Source organism: Salinimicrobium gaetbulicola (assembly GCF_042676025.1).
Classification (GTDB): Bacteria; Bacteroidota; Bacteroidia; order Flavobacteriales; family Flavobacteriaceae; genus Salinimicrobium; species Salinimicrobium gaetbulicola.
This window is the reverse complement of sequence record NZ_JBHTJP010000032.1, coordinates 851,171-867,662: the sequence shown is the minus strand read 5'-3', so window position 1 is coordinate 867,662 and position 16,492 is coordinate 851,171. Positions and strand designations below refer to the sequence as shown.

Below are 16,492 nucleotides of genomic sequence, written 5' to 3'. Positions count from 1 at the left end.
TGGTTAAAGTTTGATAACTTTGCTTTCCAACAGTTTTTTTATGCCCCATACCCAATTCTTAGAATATCTCGAATTCGAGAAGAAATATTCCGAACATACTATAACAGCCTACAGGAAAGACCTGCTTTCTTTTTCTGAATTCATTGCTGCGGAATATGATTCGAATGATCTTACAGGGGTGAATTATTCCCAGGTGCGTAGCTGGATCGTTAACCTAGTTGAAAGTGGGCTATCCAATAATAGTGTAAACCGCAAGGTTTCTTCTTTGAAGTCTTATTACAAATTCCTTCAAAAGACAAAACAACTGGAGGTTTCTCCGCTAGCAAAGCACAAATCCATGAAAGTGTCAAAGAAGCTGCAAATACCTTTTTCTGAAGATGAGGTAGGGGAGGCGCTGGGTTCTTTGTCTGCTGAAGGTTTTGAGGAGGTGCGCAACAAACTGATGGTCGAGATCTTTTATTCAACCGGGATCAGGAGGAGCGAATTGATCAATATCAAGCTTTCAAATGTGGATATTTACGGAAAGTCTTTAAAAGTGCTGGGGAAAGGAAATAAGGAGCGATATATTCCTCTTTTGAGTTCTGTAGTTGACACCTTGAAAGCCTATCTGGCTGAGAGAAAAGAGGTTGAAAATTCAATTTCCGGGGGGTATTTATTTTTAACCTCGAAGGGAGTTAAAATGTACGATTCCCTTGTTTATAGAACAATTAATAATTATTTTAGAGGTATCTCGAGTAAGCTAAAAAAGAGTCCGCACATACTGCGACATTCCTTTGCTACTCATTTACTGAACCAGGGTGCTCATTTAAATGCTGTAAAAGAACTTCTAGGACATTCCAGTCTTGCTGCCACCCAGGTTTACACCCATAACAGCATGGCCGAATTGAATAGGGTTTATAAAAACGCGCATCCCCGGAACAGGAAAAAGGGACCAAGCTAAATTGTTTAATTAAACTTCAACTATTATGAAAATGAACTTACAGTCGGTCAACTTCACTGCAGATCAAAAATTAGTAGACTTTATTCAAAAGAAACTCGATAAGCTGGAAAACCATTTCGACAATGTCATTTATGCGGATGTATACCTGAAAGTTGAGAACACCAGTGAAAAAGAAAATAAAATTTCAGAAATTTTATTGAGTATTCCGGGTGATGAGTTAATCTGCAAAAAGAAGAGCCGAAGATTCGAAGTAGGTGTAGATGAATGCGTTAATTCCCTGGAGCGCCAATTGCAAAAAAGAAAGGATAAATTTAATGCCCGAGTTGCTTAAAATATTTTCCAGAAATGTTTTGAGAACTGAATAAAATTAATACATTTGCAGTCCGTTAGAAATAGCGGACTTTTTTTGTGTAAAAGAAGTGATTGGCCGATGTAGCTCAGCTGGCTAGAGCAGCTGATTTGTAATCAGCAGGTCGTGGGTTCGAGTCCCTCCATCGGCTCAAAAAAATAAGTAAAAAAGACTTATTTTGTAGTTCTTAAAATTTTGGAAAAAAAGCTTTGGAAGATAAATTTATTTTCTTTTAATTTGCGGCTTCAAAAACTAAGCCACAATGTAAAGCAAGTGGTTCTGTGAAATTTTGAAAAGGTAAAATAATTGGGGAGATACTCAAGCGGCCAACGAGGACAGACTGTAAATCTGTTGTTTTTTAACTTCGCAGGTTCGAATCCTGCTCTCCCCACAAAAATTAAATTCCAAAACAAATTCCAAATACCAAATTGGAAGTTGATGCTTGAGAAATTGGAATTTTAAAACTTGCGGGAGTAGCTCAGTTGGTAGAGCGTCAGCCTTCCAAGCTGAATGTCGCCGGTTCGAACCCGGTCTCCCGCTCTAAGTAGTTTGCATCAAAAGATGTGATTTACCACACTAAGAAAAGATCTCGTGAAAACGCAGATCTTGTCTTGTGAAATTTAGCGAAGAAATTCGCTGAGAACAGTCTCCAGAAAGTGTAGCTTGATGGGGATAGCCTTTTTTGCCGACGTAGCTCAGGGGTAGAGCGTTTCCTTGGTAAGGAAGAGGTCACGAGTTCAATTCTCGTCGTTGGCTCTAGATTTTGTATAAAATTGAACACTAATATATAACTAAGATTAAATAAGTATTAATTATGGCAAAGGAAACTTATGATCGTTCCAAACCGCACCTTAACATAGGTACAATTGGACACGTAGATCACGGAAAAACAACTTTAACAGCAGCTATTACTAAAGTATTGGCTGATGCTGGTTATTCAGAAGCTAGATCTTTTGATCAGATTGATAATGCTCCGGAAGAAAAAGAAAGAGGTATTACTATTAACTCTTCGCACGTAGAGTATTCTACTGCAAACCGTCACTATGCTCACGTTGACTGTCCAGGTCACGCCGATTACGTAAAGAACATGGTAACTGGTGCTGCTCAAATGGACGGAGCTATTCTTGTGGTTGCTGCTACTGATGGTCCAATGCCACAAACTCGTGAACACATCCTTTTAGGGCGTCAGGTTGGTATTCCAAGAATCGTTGTATTCTTGAACAAAGTTGACATGGTTGACGATGAAGAATTATTAGAGCTTGTTGAAATGGAAGTAAGAGATCTTCTTTCTTTCTACGAGTATGATGGAGATAATGGTCCTGTAATTTCAGGTTCAGCTCTTGGTGCACTTAACGGTGAGCAAAAATGGGTTGATACTGTATTGGAATTGATGGAGGCTGTTGATACTTGGATTGAATTACCACAGCGTGATGTTGATAAGCCATTCTTGATGCCTATCGAAGATGTATTCTCTATTACTGGTCGTGGTACTGTTGCAACTGGACGTATCGAAACTGGTGTTGCTAACACTGGAGATCCTGTAGAGATCATTGGTATGGGTGCTGGTAAATTGACTTCTACTATTACTGGAGTTGAGATGTTCCGTAAGATCCTTGATAGAGGTGAAGCTGGTGATAACGTTGGTATCCTTCTAAGAGGTATTGAGAAAACTCAAATCTCTAGAGGTATGGTAATTACTAAGCCAGGATCTGTAACTCCACACGCTAAATTCAAAGCTGAGGTTTATATCCTTAAGAAAGAAGAAGGTGGACGTCACACTCCATTCCACAACAACTACCGTCCACAGTTCTACGTAAGAACTACTGACGTAACTGGTACTATTAACTTGCCAGAAGGTGTTGAAATGGTAATGCCAGGTGATAACCTTACTATTACTGTAGATCTTATCCAGCCAATCGCAATGAACGTTGGTCTACGTTTCGCTATCCGTGAAGGTGGTAGAACTGTAGGTGCTGGTCAGGTAACTGAAATTTTAGACTAATTAGTCTTTCAATATAAAGTTAAGGTATTCGCCTCGGTGAATGCCTTGACTTATATTTACGGGTTTAGCTCAGTTGGTAGAGCACTGGTCTCCAAAACCAGGTGTCGGGAGTTCGAGTCTCTCAACCCGTGCTTAAAAAACGATCTTTTTTAGTCGCTTTTTGAAATAATATTGAACAATTTGGCAGGAGGCCTGTCCCGAATTAATTGAAGGAAGATTCTCGATTTGCCTGCACCTTTTTTAAGGTGAACTAAATAAAATACCATGGCAGGAATAGTTAATTATTTATCGGAGTCATATAACGAATTAAAGAACCACGTTACCTGGCCAACCTGGCCTGAGGCGCAACGCCTTACTGTTGTGGTGGCTGTTTTCTCTATTCTTTTCGCACTTGCGATTTGGGGGGTAGACACTGTCTTTAGTGGTGTTATCGAGCAATATTTTGAGTGGATTAAATCATAAGTTGTATTGCTATGGCAGAGGTGAAAGACAAAAAGTGGTATGTAGTTCGTGCCGTTAGCGGACAGGAAAATAAGGTAAAGGAATATATTGAGCGTGAGATCGCTCATGAAGGACTTGAGGATTTTATTGATCAGGTTCTTGTTCCGACTGAAAAAGTTATTCAAATAAGAAATGGGAAAAAAGTAAACAAAGAGCGTGTTTACTTTCCTGGATATGTAATGATCCTTGCCAATCTTGGTGGGGAAGTTACGCATATAATCAAATCCATAAATGGTGTAATAGGATTTTTAGGAGAGACAAAAGGTGGAGATCCTGTGCCTCTTAGAAAATCTGAGGTTAACCGAATGTTAGGGAAAGTTGATGAACTTTCTGTTAAGACAGATAACGTGGCGATTCCTTTCACGATCGGCGAAACTATTAAAGTGATTGACGGTCCTTTCAACGGGTTCAATGGAACGGTTGAGAAGATAAATGAAGAGAAGCGTAAGCTTGAAGTGATGGTGAAGATCTTCGGAAGGAAGACTCCGCTTGAATTGAGCTATATGCAGGTAGAAAAAGTATAATAACTGTTACACACACATATTTTCGATAGTTTTAGTATGCTTCCACTAACAAAACTATCATCTTAAAATTAGAAAAATGGCAAAAGAAGTAAGTAAGGTTGTTAAGTTACAAGTTCGCGGAGGTGCTGCTAACCCTTCACCACCAGTTGGACCAGCTTTAGGTGCTGCCGGGGTGAATATCATGGAGTTCTGTAAGCAGTTTAATGCCAGAACCCAGGATAAACAAGGTAAAGTATTGCCTGTTGTTATCACTGTGTACAAAGACAAGTCTTTTGACTTTGTTATCAAAACCCCTCCGGCTGCAGTACAAATTTTGGAAGCTGCAAAAGCTAAGAAAGGGTCTGGAGAACCAAACCGTAAAAAAGTAGCTAGTGTTTCTTGGGATCAGGTAAGAGCCATTGCTGAAGATAAAATGCAGGATCTTAATGCATTTACTATTGAGTCTGCAATGAAAATGGTTGCGGGAACAGCAAGATCGATGGGAATTACTGTAAAAGGACAAGCACCTTTTTAATCCAAAAAGAAATTAAAAATGGCAAGATTGACTAAAAAGCAAAAGGAAGCACAGTCTAAACTTGAAAAAGGTAAAACTTATTCGGTTACAGAAGCTTCAGCTTTAATAAAAGAGATTACCAATGTAAACTTTGATCCTTCTGTGGATTTGGCAGTTCGTTTGAACGTTGATCCTCGTAAGGCTAATCAAATGGTTCGTGGTGTTGTTACTTTACCTCATGGTACTGGTAAGGACGTAAAAGTTTTGGCACTTGTAACTCCAGATAAGGAAGAAGAGGCTAAAGCAGCAGGAGCAGATTACGTTGGATTAGATGAGTACCTTGACAAGATCAAGGGAGGATGGACAGATGTTGATGTGATCATCACTATGCCTAGTGTTATGGGTAAATTAGGACCGTTAGGACGTGTTCTTGGACCTAGAGGGCTTATGCCTAACCCTAAGACCGGTACGGTGACTATGGATGTTGCAAAAGCTGTCTCAGATGTTAAAGCCGGTAAGATCGACTTCAAAGTTGACAAGACTGGTATTGTTCATGCAGGTATTGGAAAAGCGTCTTTTGATGCTGAGAAACTTGCAGGAAACGCAAGAGAATTATTAACTACCCTTGTAAAATTGAAGCCTCAGGCTGCTAAAGGTGTATATATTAAAAGTATCTACATGTCTAGTACAATGAGTCCGAGTGTTGAGATTGATACTAAAAGGTTCACTGAGCAATAATATTATTAGATTATGACAAGAGAAGAAAAATCAAGAGTAATTGAAGATTTAACTGCCCAGTTAGCTGATAGTAACACTATTTATTTAGCAGATATTTCAGGTCTTAACGCCCTGAATACTTCAAACTTACGTCGTGCTTGTTTCAAAGCGAACGTAAAGTTAGCGGTAGTTAAAAATACTTTATTGGCTAAGGCCATGGAAAGTTCAGATAAGGATTTTGGTGAACTTACTTCAGTATTGAAGGGGAACACTTCTATCATGATTTCTGAAACTGGAAATGCTCCGGCTAAGGTAATTAAAGAATTCAGAAAAAAATCTGATAAGCCTTTACTAAAAGGCGCGTTTATTGAGGAAGCTATCTTCGTAGGAGATGATAAACTGGAAACTCTGGTTAACATCAAATCTAAGGAAGAGGTTATTGGAGATATCATCGGATTGTTACAATCACCTGCTAAAAATGTTGTTTCGGCACTTAAGTCTGGTGGAGGTAAAATTGCTGGAATTCTTAAGACTCTTTCTGAAAAAGAAGGATAAACGAAGTACGCACTTTTTAACAAATATAAATTACATTACATTTTAAAAACGATAGAAAATGGCAGATTTAAAAGATTTCGCAGAACAATTAGTTAACTTGACAGTTAAAGAAGTTAATGAGTTAGCTGATATATTAAAAGAAGAGTATGGTATCGAGCCTGCAGCTGCTGCTGTAGCTGTTGCTGGTGGTGCTGCTGCTGGTGGTGAAGATGCTGCTGAAGAGCAAACAGAATTTGACGTAATTCTTAAGGCTGCTGGAGCATCTAAACTTGCTGTAGTTAAATTAGTAAAAGAACTTACCGGTCTTGGCTTGAAAGATGCTAAAGAATTGGTAGATGGAGCTCCAAAACCTGTTAAAGAAGGTGTTGCAAAAGACGAAGCTGAAGCATTAAAAGCACAGTTAGAAGAAGCAGGAGCTGAGGTTGAGCTTAAGTAAGCTAAACCCACAAACTAATATAGGTTTAGACCCGGGGATTTGGTTCTCTGAGGTCTAAACCCTTTTGCGTATATAAACATTTCCTGTTTATTTCGCGTCCATTTTTTTATAATAACATAATTCCGTCCATTGATGTTAGCAACGCAAACTGAAAGATTGAATTTCTCTTCTGTGAAGAACAGGCCTGATTACCCTGACTTTTTGGATATCCAAATTAAGTCATTCCAGGACTTCTTCCAGTTGGAAACGAAATCAGAAGAAAGAGGAAATGAAGGTCTTTATAACACCTTCATGGAGAACTTTCCAATTACGGACACCCGTAATCAATTCGTACTAGAATTTCTAGACTATTTTGTGGACCCACCAAGGTATTCCATCCAGGAATGTATTGAGCGTGGTTTAACTTATAGTGTACCGCTTAAAGCACGGTTAAAGCTTTATTGTACAGACCCAGAGCATGAGGATTTTGAAACCATCGTGCAGGACGTGTATTTAGGGACTATCCCTTATATGACCCCTAGTGGGACATTTTGTATTAATGGTGCAGAGCGCGTAGTTGTATCTCAGTTACACCGTTCCCCGGGAGTATTCTTTGGGCAGTCGTTCCACGCGAACGGAACCAAATTGTATTCTGCCCGTGTTATTCCTTTTAAAGGATCATGGATTGAATTTGCTACCGATATTAACAGCGTAATGTATGCTTATATCGGTAGAAAGAAAAAATTACCTGTTACCACGCTTTTCCGTGCCATTGGATTTGAGCGTGATAAGGATATTCTTGAGATCTTCGACCTTGCAGAAGAAGTGAAGGTTTCCAAGTCTGGATTGAAAAAAGTGTTAGGCCGTAAATTGGCCGCTCGTGTATTGAACACCTGGTATGAAGATTTCGTAGATGAAGATACTGGAGAGGTTGTTTCTATCGAGCGTAATGAGATCGTGCTAGATCGTGACACCGTTCTTGATAAAGAACATATTGAAGAGATAGTAGAAACCGGTTCTAAAACCATTCTGCTTCATAAAGAGGATAATCAAACAGGAGACTACGCGATTATCCACAACACATTACAAAAAGATCCAACCAACTCTGAAAAAGAAGCGGTTGAACACATATACCGTCAATTACGTAATGCCGAACCGCCAGATGAAGAAACGGCAAGAGGTATTATTGACAAACTGTTCTTCTCAGACCAACGTTACAACTTAGGTGAGGTAGGTCGTTACAGAATGAACAAGAAATTAGGTCTTGATATCGCTATGGATAAGCAGGTGCTTACCCGTGAGGATATCATTACCATCGTTAAGTATCTTATTGAGCTAATCAACTCTAAGGCAGAGATCGATGATATCGACCACTTGTCTAACGGTCGTGTTAGAACAGTAGGAGAACAGTTATCTCAGCAGTTTGGTGTTGGATTGGCTCGTATGGCCAGAACAATTCGTGAGCGTATGAACGTACGTGACAACGAGGTGTTTACCCCAATTGACTTGATCAACGCGAAGACTCTTTCTTCTGTGATCAATTCTTTCTTTGGTACAAACCAGTTGTCTCAGTTCATGGACCAAACAAACCCACTTGCAGAGATCACTCACAAACGTAGACTTTCGGCTCTTGGGCCAGGTGGTCTTTCCCGTGAGCGTGCAGGGTTCGAGGTGCGTGATGTTCACTATACTCACTACGGAAGACTTTGTCCTATTGAAACTCCTGAAGGACCAAACATTGGTTTGATCTCTTCTCTTTCTGTTTATGCTAAAGTGAACGGAATGGGATTCATTGAGACACCTTACCGTGAAGTTGTTGACGGAAAAGTAAATATCAAAGATCAGCCTCGTTATTTAAGTGCTGAAGAGGAAGAGGAGAAAATGATCGCTCAGGCGAACATTCCAATATCTGATGACGGTACTATCGAGCCTGAAAGAATTATTGCACGTGAGGAAGGTGACTTCCCGGTAGTTGAACCAAAATCTGTTCACTACATTGACGTTGCACCAAACCAGGTTGCATCTATTTCAGCTTCTTTGATTCCATTCTTGGAGCATGATGATGCCAACCGTGCCTTGATGGGATCAAACATGATGCGCCAGGCCGTGCCTCTATTGAGAGTTGACTCTCCAATCGTTGGTACCGGACTGGAAAGACAGGTTGCTACAGATTCTCGAGTATTGATCAATGCGGAAGGAGATGGAACTGTAGAATATGTTGACGCAAACCAGATCACTATTAAGTATGACAGAACTGAAGAAGAGCGAATGGTTAGCTTTGATTCAGATTCTAAGACATATGAACTGGTTAAGTTTAGAAAAACAAACCAGGGAACCTCAATTAACCTGAAGCCTATCGTAAGAGTAGGAGACAGAGTTTCTAAAGGTCAGGTTCTTTGTCAGGGTTATGCTACCGAAGCTGGGGAACTTGCTCTTGGTAGAAACATGAAGGTTGCCTTCATGCCTTGGAAAGGATATAACTTTGAGGATGCCATCGTGATTTCTGAAAAAGTGGTTAGAGATGATATCTTTACCTCTATTCACATTGATGAGTATTCACTGGAAGTAAGAGATACTAAATTAGGTAATGAAGAATTGACCAACGACATTCCAAACGTTTCTGAAGAGGCTACTAAAGACCTTGATGAGAACGGAATGATTCGTGTGGGTGCTGAAGTGAAGCCTGGAGATATCCTAATTGGAAAAATTACTCCAAAAGGTGAAAGTGATCCAACTCCTGAAGAGAAACTTCTTAGAGCGATCTTTGGTGATAAAGCCGGAGACGTAAAAGATGCTTCTTTAAAAGCTTCTCCTTCTCTAAGTGGTGTGGTAATCAATAAGAAGTTGTTCGCTCGTGCCATAAAAGATAAGCGTAAGAGAGCTCAGGATAAGGAAGATGTTGCAGCACTTGAGAAAAAGTATGAAGCTAAATTCGCGATCTTAAAATCTGAATTGGTTGACAAACTTTTTGCGATCATTGGTGGTAAAACAGCACAGGGAGTAATGAACGACCTTGGGGAAGAGATCCTTCCAAAAGGTAAGAAGTATACTCAAAAAATGCTGAACTCTGTTGATGATTATACGCACCTTACTCAAGGTACCTGGACAACAGATGATCATTTGAATGCTTTGGTTGCAGACCTTCTGCATAATTACCGAATCAAGGAAAATGACATCCAAGGTAACCTTAGAAGAGAGAAATTCACTATTTCAGTAGGGGATGAATTACCATCTGGTATCATCAAATTGGCGAAGATCTATATCGCTAAGAAACGTAAGCTGAAAGTAGGGGATAAGATGGCAGGACGTCACGGTAACAAAGGTATTGTTGCCAGAATCGTTCGTCAGGAGGATATGCCATTCCTTGAAGATGGAACCCCTGTTGATATCGTGTTGAACCCACTTGGGGTACCTTCACGTATGAACATTGGGCAGATCTATGAAACTGTTCTAGGATGGGCCGGTCAAAAATTAGGTAGAAAATATGCTACTCCAATTTTCGACGGTGCTACTATAGACCAGATCAATGAACTAACAGATGAAGCCGGAATTCCTCGCTTTGGTCACACTTATCTTTATGATGGTGGAACCGGAGACCGTTTTGACCAGGCTGCTACTGTTGGTGTGATCTACATGCTTAAATTAGGTCACATGATCGATGATAAGATGCACGCGCGTTCTATCGGGCCATACTCACTTATCACCCAGCAGCCTCTTGGAGGTAAAGCTCAGTTTGGTGGTCAGCGTTTTGGTGAGATGGAGGTATGGGCACTTGAAGCCTATGGTGCTTCAGCTACCCTGCGTGAGATCTTAACTGTGAAGTCTGATGATGTAATCGGTAGGGCTAAGACTTATGAAGCCATCGTAAAAGGTGAGCCAATGCCAGAACCGGGACTACCTGAATCCTTCAACGTGTTGATGCACGAATTGAAAGGTCTGGGATTAGATATTAGATTAGAAGAATAAAAATTTGCGGCGTGTTGCTCACGCTTCACGCCGCATTTACAATAATTAGATAGCACCATTTATTATGGCTAGAAATAATGATAAGAATACAGTACAGAGGTTTAACAAGATCTCTATAGGTTTAGCTTCTCCTGAGTCCATTTTGGCAGAGTCTCGCGGGGAAGTTCTAAAGCCGGAAACTATCAATTATCGTACGCACAAACCTGAGAGGGATGGTCTTTTCTGTGAGCGCATCTTTGGTCCTGTTAAGGATTATGAATGTGCCTGTGGAAAATACAAGAGAATCCGTTATAAAGGCATCGTTTGCGATAGATGTGGTGTTGAAGTAACTGAAAAGAAAGTACGTAGAGATCGTGTGGGGCACATCAACCTAGTGGTTCCTGTAGCTCATATCTGGTACTTCCGTTCTTTACCAAACAAGATTGGTTATTTATTGGGCCTTCCGTCTAAGAAATTAGACATGATCATTTACTACGAGAGATACGTGGTAATTCAGCCTGGTATCGCCAAGAATGAAGAAGGTGAGCCTTTACAAAAAATGGATTTCCTTACCGAAGAAGAATATCTGAACATTTTAGATAGCCTTCCGCAGGAAAACCTTTATTTGGATGATAACGATCCAAACAAATTCATCGCTAAGATGGGTGCAGAATGTCTTATTGAGATCCTGCAAAGAATTGACCTTGATTCACTTTCTTATGAATTAAGACATAAAGCGAACAACGAAACTTCTAAACAACGTAAAACTGAAGCTCTTAAGAGACTTCAGGTTGTAGAAGCACTTCGTGACGCGAACAAGAACCGCGAGAACCGTCCGGAATGGATGATCATGAAGGTTATTCCAATCATTCCGCCAGAATTGCGTCCATTAGTGCCGCTTGATGGAGGACGTTTCGCGACTTCAGATTTGAACGATCTTTACCGTCGTGTAATTATTCGTAACAATCGTCTGAAAAGATTAATGGAGATCAAAGCTCCTGAAGTGATCTTACGTAACGAAAAGCGTATGCTTCAGGAATCTGTAGATTCGTTATTTGATAACACTCGTAAGTCTTCAGCAGTAAAAACCGATTCTAACAGACCGTTAAAATCACTTTCTGATTCCTTAAAAGGTAAGCAGGGACGTTTCCGTCAAAACTTACTTGGTAAGAGGGTTGATTACTCGGCACGTTCGGTTATTGTTGTAGGACCTGAGTTGAAATTATTCGAATGTGGTCTTCCTAAGAACATGGCAGCCGAGCTTTACAAACCTTTCGTGATCAGGAAATTGATCGAAAGAGGAATTGTTAAGACCGTAAAATCTGCTAAAAAGATTATAGACAAGAAAGAGCCTGTAGTATGGGATATCCTTGAAAATGTATTGAAAGGACACCCTGTATTGCTTAACCGTGCTCCTACGCTTCACCGTTTAGGTATCCAGGCATTCCAGCCTAAACTTATTGAAGGTAAAGCTATACAATTACACCCATTGGTGTGTACTGCATTTAACGCCGATTTTGACGGTGACCAGATGGCGGTTCACTTACCACTTGGACCTGAAGCGATTTTGGAAGCTCAGCTTCTAATGTTGGCTTCTCATAACATTTTGAACCCTGCTAACGGATCTCCGGTAACAGTACCATCTCAGGATATGGTTCTTGGTCTATACTATATGACCAAACCTAGAAAATCTACTCCTGAAGTGCCTGTAAAAGGAGAAGGTCTGACTTTCTATTCTGATGAAGAAGTAGTAATTGCTTACAACCAGAAGAGAGTTGATCTGAACGCGATCATTAAGATTCGTGCGAAAGATTACAATGAGGCCGGTGAACTTGTTTACCAGATCATTGAAACGACTGTTGGTAGAGTATTGTTCAACCAGACAGTTCCTGAAAAGGCAGGTTATATCAACGAGGTATTGACCAAGAAATCTCTTAGGGATATCATTGGAAACATCCTTAAGATCACTAGCGTTCCTGAAACAGCAGAGTTCCTTGACCAGATCAAAGGACTTGGATACGGCTTCGCATTTAGAGGTGGTCTATCTTTCAGTTTAGGTGATATTATCATTCCTGAAGAGAAACAAGGAATGATCGATGATGCAAATGAGCAGGTTGAAGGTATTATGGCCAACTATAACATGGGTCTTATTACCAACAACGAACGTTACAACCAGGTTATTGACATCTGGACTTCTACAAACGCAGGTCTAACGGAATTGGCCATGAAGCGTATTCGTGAAGACCAGCAAGGATTTAACTCGGTGTACATGATGCTTGACTCTGGAGCGAGGGGATCTAAAGAACAGATCCGTCAGTTGACCGGTATGCGTGGATTGATGGCGAAGCCTAAGAAATCCAACTCTGGAGGTGGAGAAATTATTGAGAACCCGATTCTTTCCAACTTTAAGGAAGGTCTGTCGATTCTTGAATACTTTATCTCTACTCACGGTGCGCGTAAAGGTCTTGCCGATACCGCTCTTAAAACTGCAGATGCTGGTTACCTTACACGTCGTCTGGTTGATGTGTCTCAGGACGTTATTATCAACGAAGAAGATTGTGGTACTTTAAGAGGTGTTGATGTATCTCCACTTAAGAAGAACGAAGAGATCGTTGAATCTTTAGGAGAGCGTATCCTTGGTAGAACCGCTTTACATGATGTATACGATCCAATCACCAACGAATTGTTAGTATCTTCTGGTGACGAGATCGACGAAGAAATTGTTAAGAAAATTACCAGTGCGCCAATCGAAAGTGTAGAAGTACGTTCTGCGCTTACTTGTGAGGCCAAGAAAGGTATTTGTGTGAAATGTTACGGACGTAACCTTGCTACCGGTAAAACGGTTCAGCGCGGTGAAGCAGTAGGTGTTGTAGCAGCTCAGTCTATTGGAGAGCCTGGTACACAGCTTACCCTTCGTACCTTCCACGTGGGTGGTATTGCAGGAAACATTTCAGAAGAAAATAAATTGATCGTTAAGTTCAATGGTATCGCAGAGATCGAAGACCTTAAAACTGTAAAAGGAGAAGCTCCTGATGGTGGTGAGGCCGAGATCGTGATCTCCAGAACTTCAGAATTGAAGGTCAAAGATCCGAAATCAGGAATTGTATTGAGTACCAATAACATTCCTTACGGTTCACAGATCTTCATCAAGAATGGCGATAAAGTTACTAAAGACGATGTAGTTTGTCAGTGGGATCCATATAACGGGGTGATCATTTCTGAATTTGCAGGTAAGATCCGCTACGAGAATATCGAGCAGGGTGTTACTTACCAGGTTGAGATCGATGAGCAAACCGGATTCCAGGAGAAAGTTATTTCTGAATCAAGAAACAAGAAACTTATCCCAACCCTTCAAATCTTAGGTAAGAAGGATGAAGTAATTCGTTCTTATAACCTTCCTGTTGGAGCTCACCTTATGGTGGACAACGACGAGAAGATCAAGGTTGGAAAGATCCTTGTTAAGATTCCACGTAAGTCTTCCAAGTCTGGGGATATTACGGGAGGTCTTCCGCGTGTAACCGAGCTATTCGAAGCGCGTAACCCATCTAACCCTGCTGTTGTAAGTGAGATTGATGGTGTTGTTTCCTTCGGAAAGATCAAACGTGGTAACCGTGAGATCATCGTTGAATCCAAGCTTGGAGAAGTTAAGAAGTATCTTGTGAAACTTTCTAACCAGATCCTTGTTCAGGAGAACGATTATGTACGTGCCGGAATGCCATTATCTGATGGTTCTGTTACACCTGAGGATATCTTGAGTATCAAAGGACCAAACGCGGTACAGCAGTATCTTGTGAACGAAGTTCAGGAAGTTTACCGACTACAAGGGGTGAAGATCAATGATAAGCACTTCGAGGTAGTTGTAAGACAAATGATGCGTAAGGTACGAATCGTTGATCCGGGAGACACTATCTTCTTAGAGAACCAATTGGTTCACAAAGCTGACTTTATCACAGAGAACGATGAGATCTTTGGAATGAAAGTAGTTGAAGATGCAGGTGATTCTGAAAACCTGAAACCGGGACAAATTGTTTCTCCACGTCAACTTAGAGATGAGAACTCTATCTTGAGAAGAGAAGACAAGAATCTGGCGACTGCAAGAGACGTAACTCCTGCGACAGCTACTCCGATACTTCAGGGTATTACCAGAGCGTCACTACAGACCAAGTCATTCATTTCGGCAGCTTCCTTCCAGGAAACTACCAAAGTGTTGAACGAGGCTGCGGTAAGCGGTAAGGTTGATACACTTGAAGGACTTAAGGAAAATGTTATTGTTGGACATAGAATCCCTGCCGGTACAGGTATGAGAGACTACGACGATATCATTGTAGGTTCTAAAGAAGAATTTGACGAAATGCTTGAGAAAAAGCAGGAAGTAAATTATAACTAAGATAAAAGGCCGCTAAAGCGGCCTTTTTCTTTTTTAATTATTTTGAATCCCGGTCCGCTTTGGCCGGGATTTTTGTTTTTATTTCCTACATTTATTCTGAAATAAAAATTAGTGTAATGAGCGAAGAAAAAAAGAAACCTAAAAAAGGGCAGATTAATATAGAATTAGATGAGAAGGTTGCCGAAGGCACTTATTCCAATCTCGCAATCATCAACCATTCAGTATCAGAATTTGTAGTGGACTTTGTAAGCATTATGCCGGGTACCCCTAAGAGTAAAGTGAAATCAAGGATCATCCTTACCCCACAACATGCCAAACGTTTACTAAAGGCTCTGGCCGATAACGTAAACAGATTTGAAAAAGCACATGGCGAGATAAAGGATTATGAACAACCACCTATACCTTTGAACTTCGGCCCCACAGGACAGGCATAAACTTCACTTTATAAAATAAAATTTGGACCCCGATGCGAAAGCCTCGGGGTTTTTCATTTTTCAAAAAGCTATTATTTTCTGGATTTCCTGCAGAGATTAATTTATATTATTTGTATAAAAGCTCAGTTAAAGTTGTAAAAAATCATCGATTTTACGGTTTTCCTTATTTTCATTTAAATTTTAACATTATATTCACATTTAAAATATTTATAAACCCAATCTCACCAAGTACCAACCTTATGAAACTTTTTAAACTCTCTCTTTTTATTGTGATTATAGCCGCAATGACCAGTTGCGCCTCCGGTTACAGAACCATTACTCCGCAAAACCTTAACTATATCTCCACAAATGTAAACGATGGGGTGACCTTGGAATACAAATATGATTTACTTGATAAAAAATACGAAAAGAAGGAAACCAAACGTGGTGTTAAGCTCGTGGCTATAAGTATTACAAATAATACAGACAGGGATTTGATGTTTGGAAAGGATCTTACCGTTAGTTACGAAAATGGAAAAGATGTTTTTATAATGGAATATGATAAAACTTTTACCAGTTTAAAACAGAGTCCGCTTACTCACTTATTCTATCTCCTTCTTTCACCTGTGAATCTCTATGTAACCAAAGTCAATTCATTCGGGCATACAGAAACTAGTTCCTTTCCAATAGGATTGATTTTAGGACCGGGCTTAGCAGCCGGAAATATGATTGTGGCAAGTAATTCTAATAGTTCATTTAAAAAAGATTTGATGGAGAATAATCTCCAGGGAACTTTAATTAAAAAAGGTGAAACCAAGCATGGTCTCATAGGAATAAGAACAGATTCCTATGAAGCTCTGCAGCCTGTTGTAAAACCGATTTCAGAAACGACCACTAAAAAGGAGATCGCACCTTAATTTTTCAAGAAAGGCAGAAGTTATTAAGACTTATAGCGAATTTTACCATTTTTATCTCTCAGAGCATCAGAACCGAAGCAGCAGGATTTTGCACTTTATTGGCACTTTCCTGGTATTTGTATTGTTTTTTATTGCCATTTTAAACGACTGGGGCTGGGAATGGGTCTTTTTGCCATTTGTAGGCTACGGATTTGCCTGGGTAGGGCATGCCTTTTTTGAAAAGAACAAACCTGCCACATTCAAATATCCTTTTTGGAGCTTGATCTCCGATTTTAAATTATTCTTCGAGATCCTGTTCGGGAATAAAAGTTTTGACTCCCAAATGGATTAATTG

14 protein-coding genes and 5 tRNA genes are annotated in these 16,492 nt (G+C 40.1%); all 19 read left to right on the top strand.

Annotated features, from left to right (window positions below; all coding sequences use genetic code 11):
* Window positions 1-40 precede the first annotated feature (40 nt).
* The 19 genes from ACFQ1G_RS05510 to ACFQ1G_RS05420 all read left to right on the top strand — a co-directional run bounded on the left by ACFQ1G_RS05510 (window position 41) and on the right by ACFQ1G_RS05420 (window position 16,489).
* Complete coding sequence (locus tag ACFQ1G_RS05510; protein ID WP_380737388.1) at window positions 41-940, top strand: tyrosine-type recombinase/integrase; 900 nt, start codon at window positions 41-43, stop codon at window positions 938-940.
* A gap of 25 nt (window positions 941-965) precedes the next feature.
* Window positions 966-1,271 carry a ribosome hibernation-promoting factor, HPF/YfiA family gene (hpf, locus tag ACFQ1G_RS05505; RefSeq protein ID WP_380737387.1) on the top strand — a complete coding sequence of 102 codons (306 nt, stop codon included), beginning with the start codon at window positions 966-968 and terminating at the stop codon, window positions 1,269-1,271.
* A 95-nt stretch (window positions 1,272-1,366) separates the two neighbouring features.
* A tRNA-Thr gene (locus ACFQ1G_RS05500) sits at window positions 1,367-1,440 on the top strand.
* Between the two features lie 157 nt (window positions 1,441-1,597).
* Window positions 1,598-1,680, top strand: a tRNA-Tyr gene (locus tag ACFQ1G_RS05495).
* Window positions 1,681-1,756: 76 nt separating this feature from the next.
* A tRNA-Gly gene (locus ACFQ1G_RS05490) sits at window positions 1,757-1,829 on the top strand.
* Window positions 1,830-1,973: 144 nt separating this feature from the next.
* Window positions 1,974-2,045: transfer RNA gene (locus ACFQ1G_RS05485), tRNA-Thr, on the top strand.
* A gap of 58 nt (window positions 2,046-2,103) precedes the next feature.
* Complete coding sequence (gene tuf / locus ACFQ1G_RS05480) at window positions 2,104-3,291, top strand: elongation factor Tu (protein ID WP_380737385.1); 1,188 nt, start codon at window positions 2,104-2,106, stop codon at window positions 3,289-3,291.
* Between the two features lie 58 nt (window positions 3,292-3,349).
* Window positions 3,350-3,422: transfer RNA gene (locus tag ACFQ1G_RS05475), tRNA-Trp, on the top strand.
* A gap of 133 nt (window positions 3,423-3,555) precedes the next feature.
* Window positions 3,556-3,753, top strand: coding sequence for a preprotein translocase subunit SecE (secE, locus tag ACFQ1G_RS05470; RefSeq protein WP_380737383.1), 198 nt, complete (start codon window positions 3,556-3,558; stop codon window positions 3,751-3,753).
* Between the two features lie 11 nt (window positions 3,754-3,764).
* Window positions 3,765-4,316, top strand: a complete 552-nt coding sequence (gene nusG, locus ACFQ1G_RS05465) for a transcription termination/antitermination protein NusG (protein ID WP_380737381.1) — start codon at window positions 3,765-3,767, stop codon at window positions 4,314-4,316.
* Between the two features lie 76 nt (window positions 4,317-4,392).
* Window positions 4,393-4,830: a 50S ribosomal protein L11 gene (gene rplK / locus ACFQ1G_RS05460; RefSeq protein WP_380737379.1), complete on the top strand. Its 438-nt coding sequence runs from the start codon at window positions 4,393-4,395 to the stop codon at window positions 4,828-4,830.
* An 18-nt stretch (window positions 4,831-4,848) separates the two neighbouring features.
* Window positions 4,849-5,547, top strand: a complete 699-nt coding sequence (gene rplA / locus ACFQ1G_RS05455) for a 50S ribosomal protein L1 (protein ID WP_380737378.1) — start codon at window positions 4,849-4,851, stop codon at window positions 5,545-5,547.
* 12 nt (window positions 5,548-5,559) lie between these two features.
* Entirely contained in the window at window positions 5,560-6,081 is a 522-nt protein-coding gene (gene rplJ, locus ACFQ1G_RS05450; protein ID WP_380737376.1) for a 50S ribosomal protein L10, read from the top strand.
* A gap of 58 nt (window positions 6,082-6,139) precedes the next feature.
* Window positions 6,140-6,517 (top strand): 50S ribosomal protein L7/L12, encoded by a 378-nt coding sequence (gene rplL, locus ACFQ1G_RS05445; RefSeq protein ID WP_380737375.1) that lies wholly within the window; start codon window positions 6,140-6,142, stop codon window positions 6,515-6,517.
* Between the two features lie 132 nt (window positions 6,518-6,649).
* Entirely contained in the window at window positions 6,650-10,462 is a 3,813-nt protein-coding gene (rpoB, locus tag ACFQ1G_RS05440) for a DNA-directed RNA polymerase subunit beta (RefSeq protein ID WP_380738464.1), read from the top strand.
* Between the two features lie 64 nt (window positions 10,463-10,526).
* The gene (gene rpoC / locus ACFQ1G_RS05435) at window positions 10,527-14,828 is read left to right on the top strand and encodes a DNA-directed RNA polymerase subunit beta' (RefSeq protein WP_380737373.1); all 4,302 of its coding nucleotides are present in this window, start codon (window positions 10,527-10,529) and stop codon (window positions 14,826-14,828) included.
* A gap of 116 nt (window positions 14,829-14,944) precedes the next feature.
* The gene (locus ACFQ1G_RS05430; RefSeq protein WP_380737371.1) at window positions 14,945-15,262 is read left to right on the top strand and encodes a DUF3467 domain-containing protein; all 318 of its coding nucleotides are present in this window, start codon (window positions 14,945-14,947) and stop codon (window positions 15,260-15,262) included.
* A gap of 239 nt (window positions 15,263-15,501) precedes the next feature.
* Window positions 15,502-16,158: a hypothetical protein gene (locus ACFQ1G_RS05425; RefSeq protein ID WP_380737369.1), complete on the top strand. Its 657-nt coding sequence runs from the start codon at window positions 15,502-15,504 to the stop codon at window positions 16,156-16,158.
* 22 nt (window positions 16,159-16,180) lie between these two features.
* A complete protein-coding gene (locus ACFQ1G_RS05420; protein WP_380738462.1) occupies window positions 16,181-16,489 on the top strand; it encodes an Mpo1-like protein in 309 nt (102 codons plus the stop codon).
* Window positions 16,490-16,492: the final 3 nt, after the last annotated feature.